Raw genomic sequence first — 7,220 nt, 5'->3', positions numbered from 1 at the left:
GCTTTTACAGCATTTATCGCTTAAATTGGGAATTGCAGCAGGCCGCGACCTCGCCCAGGCTTGCCGGGACTATTACTCCCGCCCCGTTTCGTTTGTACTGTGGGTATTGTCTGAGATCGCGATAGCAGCCACGGACCTGGCGGAAGTAATTGGCTCAGCAATTGCTTTAAATCTTCTTTTTGGTCTGCCGCTGCCTGTGGGCGTGGTCTTCACCGCGTTGGATGTGCTGCTCGTTTTGTATTTTCAACAAAAGGGTTTCCGGATTATAGAAAGCATTGTTGCCGGCTTGATGGGGATTATCTTGTTGAGCTTTATGTATGAAATGTTCGTTTCGCAACCTTCTGTAGCGGGAATGCTGGACGGATTGATCGCTAAAACCGAGATTGTTACCAACCCGGGAATGCTTTATATCGCGATCGGGATCCTGGGCGCTACGGTGATGCCGCATAATCTGTACCTGCATTCAAGTATCGTACAAACGCGCGCATTCCGGCGAGACGAAGCCGGCAAACGCTCTGCCATTAAATTCGCTACGATCGATTCGACGGTTTCCTTAGGTCTTGCTTTTTTCATCAACGGCTCCATTCTGATTCTCGCGGCCACTGCATTTCATGCCAACGGACACTTTGAAATAGCTGATATAACCGACGCTTACCATTTGCTTGACCCGGTTTTAGGGGTCAGCCTGGCAAGTATCTTCTTCGCACTGGCGCTTCTTGCATCCGGGCAGAGCTCGACACTTACCGGTACCCTGGCGGGACAGATCGTCATGGAAGGATTTCTGAACATTCGCCTTAAACCGTGGCTGAGAAGGCTGATTACGCGCGGTATCGCCATTATTCCGGCGCTCATTGTCTCTTCCCTTTACGGCGAAAGAGGTACCGCCGAACTGCTCGTGTTCAGCCAGGTAATCCTCTCGCTTCAACTGAGCTTTGCCGTGGTTCCGCTGGTTTTCTTCACTTCTAAATCGTCCATTATGGGGAAATTCGCAAATTCAAAGCTTTTAACCCTAGTAAGCTGGGCGATTACGCTGATCATCATTTCGCTGAATGGATACCTGCTTTTCAACACATTTCTGGGTTGATTTTTTGTAACTAAATTAAATTTGACTTTGACGATATCTTCTTTGCAAGCCGTTTCCTAACTTTCGCTGTTTTTTCAGCAAAGATGAATGGAATCAAAGCACAAAATTGATAAGGTAACAGCGGCTGGTGTGCTGGTTGCATTTGGAATTATTTACGGAGATATCGGCACCTCGCCGCTCTATGTAATGCAGGCCATTATCCTGAATGAAAGGATAACTGAAGAAATTATCTACGGAGCAATATCCTGCATTTTCTGGACGCTCACACTTCAAACCACAGTCAAATACGTAATCCTGATCCTTCGTGCCGATAACCGTGGCGAGGGCGGGATTTTTGCATTATATGCATTGGTTCGCAAGCATGCCAAGTGGCTCACCGTCCCGGCGATTATCGGGGGCAGTACCCTACTCGCCGACGGGATCATCACGCCGCCTATCTCGGTGTCCTCGGCCGTGGAAGGTTTGCAGCTGATTTACCCAAACATCCAGACTATACCTATTGTAATCGGCATTCTTACGCTGATTTTTATCATTCAGGCTTTTGGAACAAAGGTGGTGGGCCGTGCATTCGGGCCACTGATGATCACCTGGTTTGTGATGCTGGGCGTATTGGGATTGTTCCAGATTATGGAGCATCCCGAAATCCTGAAAGCGCTCAACCCGATTTACGGATTTGATTTAATTACAAAACACCCCGGCGGATTCTGGATACTTGGCGCAGTTTTCCTTTGTACAACCGGGGCAGAAGCTTTGTATTCGGATCTAGGGCACTGTGGCAGGGAGAATATCCGGGTAAGCTGGATTTTTGTAAAAATATGCTTGCTGCTCAACTACTTCGGTCAGGGTGCCTGGCTGCTTACCGAAATGGGTAACCTACTGAATGCGCGGAAACCTTTTTACGAAATCATGCCTGAATGGTGGCTGCTGCCCGGCGTTGTCATTGCGACCCTTGCTGCGATTATTGCAAGCCAGGCTGTTATTACGGGTTCGTTTACATTGATCTCCGAGGCGATCAGGTTGAATTTCTGGCCAAAAGTAAGACTTAATTACCCCAGCGACCAGAAAGGCCAGCTTTACGTGCCAAGCATCAACTGGCTTTTGTGGCTGGGGTGCACGGGAGTAGTGCTGTACTTCCGGCAGTCTTCGAATATGGAAGCCGCTTACGGTCTGGCGATCACGCTTACGATGATCATGACCACGATCCTTTTCTCCTATTATCTCTATATCAAGCGGGTAAACCTGTGGATTGTAATCGCATTTATGCTGCTGTACCTCTTCATCGAGGGAATGTTCCTCGGCGCAAACCTGCTGAAATTTACACACGGAGGCTGGTTTACAATTATGGTAGGCACCTTAGTGGCTGGTTTGATGACCGTTTGGCTGAGGGCATTTTACATTAAACTCCGGTTGACCGAATACACCAAGCTTGAAAAATACCTGCCTGCATTGCACGAGCTGAGCCGCGATATCAGTATCCCTAAATACACTACCCACCTCGTTTTTATGACCAATGCATCTCGTGCAACGGAAATTGAAACAAAGGTTATCTACTCCATTTTCCAGAAAAGACCCAAACGGGCAGATGTATATTGGTTTATTCACGTGGATATCACCGATGATCCGTACACAATGGAGTACAAGGTGCTGTCCGATGATGACAATAATGACAATGTAATCAAGATCAATTTCCGGCTGGGATTTCGGGTTGATCAGCGGATTAATATGTTTTTCCGGAAAGTGGTGGAAGATATGGTAATGAACAAGGAAGTGGACATTACCAGCCGCTACGAGTCGCTAAGCAAGCAAAATATTACCGGCGACTTTCGCTTTGTTGTACTTGAAAGATTCCTTTCATTCGAAAATGACTTGCCGCTTTTCGAACAGCTGGTCATGAAAACCTATTTCTTCGTCAAAGACTTCACCACCCCCGAAGACAAATGGTTCGGCCTGGACAGCAGCTCGGTCAAAATCGAGAAGGTACCACTGATTATCAGGCCAGTGGAGAATGTGAAGTTGAGGAGGGTGTATACTTAGATTTAGACTTCGGCTTTCGGCTTTCGGCTTTCGGCTGTCGGCTTTTATAAATAATGCAAAAATCAATTATCTACTTGTAAGTAAGCATGTAGATATCTCTAAATTAGAAGTACCTCAAAGCCGAAAGCCGACTGCCGACAGCCGAAGTCTATTTCAAAAATACCCCTTCTTCCCCTTCTTTGCTCAAAACTACTTCCACGTGCTCCATTAAGGTAGTACTGAGTGAATACCCTACATAATCGGCGTGGACTGGGAAGAGGTGGTGACTTCTGTCGACTACTACTGCTACCTGCACTTTTTTCATCGGCACTTTCAGGAAAGGCTCCAATGCAAAAGCGAGCGTGCGGCCGGTGTTCAGCACATCGTCAACCAGGATAATAACCTGATTTTCAATATTAATTTCTTTGTCAAAAATAATCGGGCTCTGGTGATGCAGGTGTTTGTCAAACCGCAGCTCGATAAGGTCTATTTTCAGGGGAGATATATCAGAAAGTTCGGCGGCAAGGCGGCTTGCGAATGCATAACCTTCCCCGGCAATACCCGCCAGGATCACGCCGGGTTCTTCAAAATTGTGCTCGTAAATTTCAAATGCAATCCGCCGGATTTTCTGGTTAGTCTGATGCGAGCTGAGGATCTGGCGGGGCGAATTCGTACTGGTTCTCATTGAAAAAATGATTCGTAACTGGAATGTAGGGTAAAAATAAGCATACAACCGGCGAGTTCATAGCGCTGCAAAATTCTTTATCCAGGTCGCAATAGTTAATTCGTCAGTTGGTAAACTAAGACTGGCAATGCCCGCATCCACTTTCACCTGCCCGATCCGCTCCGCCCGGAGCTCCATTAATGCCTGATTGTAGATTTTAGGAAATTCGGGATGCGCCTGAATTCCCAGCATATTGGAACCTACCTGGAACATACCTACCGGACAATCCGCTGTTCGGGCCAGCACAATGCTGTTTGGCGGCATTTTTACAACCTGATCCTGGCACATCATCAAAAGATTGAAGTTGTCCAGTTCAGGCTTCATCCATTCCGTTTTTTGGATCAACGAAAATGAATGCACACCCACGCACCAGCCAGGGCTACCCTTTTCCACTTTGCCGCCCAGTGCCTCCGAGAGCATTTGATGCCCGAAACAGATTCCGGCATACTTTTTCCCGGATTTGTAAACTTCATTCACAAAATCCTTCAACCGAAAAATCCATTCTTCCTGATCGTAAACCGAAAATTTGGAGCCCGTAGAAATATACAGGTCGCATTCGTGTACCGAATAAGGAAAAACCCCGTTGCAAACATCATAAAAAACGAATTCCCATTCCGGCGCAACTTGCGAAAACAATGCAGGAAACATTTGCCGGTAATCGCCGGCAATATGCATTAAATCTTCCCGCACGTGGTCGCATTCCAGCAAGCCAACTTTCATATTATCAGCTATTGATCTTCAAATGAAAAGATTTCGGGCGGGTTAAAGCTTCGTAGCCAATTTTGGAAAGCGTGCACCCGCGACCTGAATTTTTAACACCTGTCCACGCCAATGCAGGATCCAGGTAATCGCAGCGGTTCATAAACCAGGTACCCGTTTCTACCTGTTCGCCGATTGACAATGCAGCATCGATATCGGCAGTCCAAATGGAAGCAGTCAATCCGTACTGGCTATCATTCATCAATCTTATCGCCTCTTCATCGCCACTTACCGGCATAATTCCTACCACCGGGGCGAAGGTTTCCTCGGTCATAATGCTCATGGAATGGTTTACATTCACCAGCACCTGTGGAGCAAAATAGGGTGTTCCTTTTTGATGTGACGAAAATAAAGTCGTGTCAATCAGTGGAGTAGCGCCTTGTGCAACAGCTTCATCTATTTGTTTTTGGGCAAAATCAGCCGCTGCTGTACGTACCATCGGCCCCAGTGTGGTTTCCTGATTGGTTGGATTCCCCAGCGTGTAGGTCTTCGTCAGCTTTACAAACTCACTTACAAATTCTTCATAGATATCCTGATGCACATAAATGCGCTCAATGCCGCAGCAGGATTGACCGGAGTTGAAGAAAGAGCCATCGACCAGGTTCTCCACAGCGTCGGCGAGATCTGCGTCCGCGCGCACATAGGCGGGATCTTTGCCGCCGAGTTCCAATCCACCTACAATAAAGCGCTCGTTAATCGCCTTTTGAACAGCGTGCCCGCCTTCTACCGAGCCTGTAAATGCTACATAGTCAATGCGAGTATCGCCTATTACCTGCGCTACCTGCTGGTGGCTCAAATGCAAAAACTGGAAAACGCCTTCGGGCAGCCCGGCATACTCGAATGCAGCTGCATAACGCTCCGCGCAAAGCGGCGTTTGCTGGGCATGTTTGAGGATAACCGCATTACCCGACATAATCGCCGGTATCACAGAGTTGACAGAAGTGAGATAAGGATAATTCCAGGGCGCTACTACGAATACCACACCGAGCGGATCCCGTCTGATAAACCTCTTGAAGCCGGGTAATTGCTCTACTTCTACATCAGCCAGCGCACTTTCCGCCACTGAAATCATGTACCTCGCACGTTCCTGAAAACCTTTCCGAATCTCATTTGCAGTATACCGCACCGGTCGGCCCATTTGCCAGGTAAGTTCCAAACCCATCTCGTCGGCATTGTTCAGAAAGTATTCAACAGCTTTCAAGCAAATCGCCGCGCGCTCTTCCAGCGAAGTCTTCCGCCAGACTTTCTGCGCAGCAACAGCCTTTTCCAATGCATTCGCAACCTGCGCATCATCAGCCAGTGCACGCTCCACGTACACAGAACCATCAATCGGACTTATCGTTTTTTGAATCATTTTTTTTAGAAGGGAAGAAAAGGAGGATGGAGGAAAGGGAGGATGGAAGAAAGGGACGAAGGAGGATGGAAAGAGACCATGAAATTAATGATATACAGTTTTTCACTTCCTCCCCTTCCTCCATCTTCCCTTTCCTCCCTTTAAACAGGAGTTACATAAGCAGAAGTAATTCCACCGTCTACCAGAAAGTCAGTGCCGGTTACGAAAGAGGATTCGTCGGAAGCGAGGAACAATGCGGCGTAGGCCATTTCTTTTGCTTCACCAAATCTTCCCATTGGAATGTGTACTAAGCGGCGTTGTTTCTTTTCTTCGGTATTCAGGAATTTCATTAAAAGCTCTGTGCGTAGCGGCCCGGGGCACAGTGCGTTTACGCGGATATTTTCGCGGGCGTGAATGATTGCTAGCTCACGGGTTAATGCCAGCACAGCGCCTTTGCTTGCGGTATAAGCAACCTGGGGAGTAGCCGCGCCGAGAATTGCTACGAACGAGGCAGTATTGATAATCGACCCGCCGCCTGCGCGCTGCAATGCGGGGATACCGTACTTACAACCTAGGAAAACGCCTTTTGCATTGATGTTCATCGTCAGGTCCCAAACGGATTCCTCCGTTGTCATAGCATTATCATCGTCACTGTGCATAATGCCCGCGTTATTGAAAATAATGTTCAGCTTACCGAATTTTTCTTCCGCAAATGCCACAGCCGCTTCGCAGTCTGCTGCTTTGGATACATCGGAATGCAGGAAGTAAGCCTCACCGCCGGCATTTATAATCTCGTCAGCAGTTTCCTGACCAGCCGCGTCATTTACATCAGTGACCACGAATTTGGCACCTTCTTTTGCAAACAAAATAGCAGTTTCACGACCAATCCCGCCGCTTCCGCCTGTGATAAGGGCAACTTTACCTTCTAAACGCATTGGTTTGTATTTAAAATGATGTTAGTAATTGAGTGTAAATTATAAAAGCATCTGCGGCTGTATGATGATAGCAACAGCGAACAAATTAATGAATATGCCGGCTCCTGCGGAGCCACCTGTTTATAGAAACGTTCCGTTAAAAGTTAAGCACGGCTCCAGCGGAGCCTCCTTTTACAAAAACGTTACCGAACAACCGCGATGTGGCTCCCGGGGAGCCCCCTGTTTATAGAAAAACCCGGTATTCAATCGCGCCCCCGGCTCCTGCGGAGCCTCCTGTTTATCCCGCATCAGATCTGGCAAGGAGGCTCCGCAGGAGCCCAAACCTTCCACCGCATCCAATTTTCTATAAACAGGAAGCCCCGCCGGGGCTTT

Annotated in this window: 7 protein-coding genes; 2 read left to right on the top strand and 5 right to left on the bottom strand. The window is 47.9% G+C overall.

The features are described from left to right. Together ACTIE6_RS08890 and ACTIE6_RS08885 are read left to right on the top strand one after the other, a co-directional pair. A partial coding sequence (locus ACTIE6_RS08890; RefSeq protein ID WP_439556301.1) for an Nramp family divalent metal transporter occupies positions 1 to 1,084 on the top strand: 1,084 nt, incomplete at its 5' end. Between the two features lie 87 nt (positions 1,085 to 1,171). Then, positions 1,172 to 3,118 carry a KUP/HAK/KT family potassium transporter gene (locus ACTIE6_RS08885; protein ID WP_439556300.1) on the top strand — a complete coding sequence of 649 codons (1,947 nt, stop codon included), beginning with the start codon at positions 1,172 to 1,174 and terminating at the stop codon, positions 3,116 to 3,118. Between the two features lie 148 nt (positions 3,119 to 3,266). Here ACTIE6_RS08885 and ACTIE6_RS08880 read toward each other — a convergent pair whose 3' ends face one another. The 5 genes from ACTIE6_RS08880 to ACTIE6_RS08860 form a co-directional block, all read right to left on the bottom strand. Then, positions 3,267 to 3,782 (bottom strand): phosphoribosyltransferase family protein, encoded by a 516-nt coding sequence (locus ACTIE6_RS08880; protein WP_439556299.1) that lies wholly within the window; start codon positions 3,780 to 3,782, stop codon positions 3,267 to 3,269. A gap of 57 nt (positions 3,783 to 3,839) precedes the next feature. After that, positions 3,840 to 4,541 carry a glutamine amidotransferase-related protein gene (locus ACTIE6_RS08875; RefSeq protein ID WP_439556298.1) on the bottom strand — a complete coding sequence of 234 codons (702 nt, stop codon included), beginning with the start codon at positions 4,539 to 4,541 and terminating at the stop codon, positions 3,840 to 3,842. A gap of 4 nt (positions 4,542 to 4,545) precedes the next feature. Beyond that, positions 4,546 to 5,934: an aldehyde dehydrogenase family protein gene (locus tag ACTIE6_RS08870; RefSeq protein ID WP_439556297.1), complete on the bottom strand. Its 1,389-nt coding sequence runs from the start codon at positions 5,932 to 5,934 to the stop codon at positions 4,546 to 4,548. Positions 5,935 to 6,074: 140 nt separating this feature from the next. Then, complete coding sequence (locus tag ACTIE6_RS08865; RefSeq protein ID WP_439556296.1) at positions 6,075 to 6,848, bottom strand: glucose 1-dehydrogenase; 774 nt, start codon at positions 6,846 to 6,848, stop codon at positions 6,075 to 6,077. Between the two features lie 171 nt (positions 6,849 to 7,019). Further along, positions 7,020 to 7,220, bottom strand: a 201-nt coding sequence (locus tag ACTIE6_RS08860) for a hypothetical protein (protein WP_439556295.1), incomplete at its 5' end; no start/stop codon positions are given.

The sequence above is a fragment of the Dyadobacter sp. genome (assembly GCF_051859145.1).
Lineage (GTDB): Bacteria > Bacteroidota > Bacteroidia > Cytophagales > Spirosomataceae > Dyadobacter.
This window is presented reverse-complemented; position numbering and strand designations above follow the sequence as displayed.

What these genes read in the sequence shown, in the direction of transcription:
- ACTIE6_RS08885 (WP_439556300.1), top strand. Translation starts at nt 1,172, where the DNA reads ATGGAATCAAAGCACAAAATTGATAAGGTAACAGCGGCTGGTGTGCTG.
- ACTIE6_RS08880 (WP_439556299.1), bottom strand. Translation starts at nt 3,782, where the DNA reads ATGAGAACCAGTACGAATTCGCCCCGCCAGATCCTCAGCTCGCATCAG.
- ACTIE6_RS08875 (WP_439556298.1), bottom strand. Translation starts at nt 4,541, where the DNA reads ATGAAAGTTGGCTTGCTGGAATGCGACCACGTGCGGGAAGATTTAATG.
- ACTIE6_RS08870 (WP_439556297.1), bottom strand. Translation starts at nt 5,934, where the DNA reads ATGATTCAAAAAACGATAAGTCCGATTGATGGTTCTGTGTACGTGGAG.
- ACTIE6_RS08865 (WP_439556296.1), bottom strand. Translation starts at nt 6,848, where the DNA reads ATGCGTTTAGAAGGTAAAGTTGCCCTTATCACAGGCGGAAGCGGCGGG.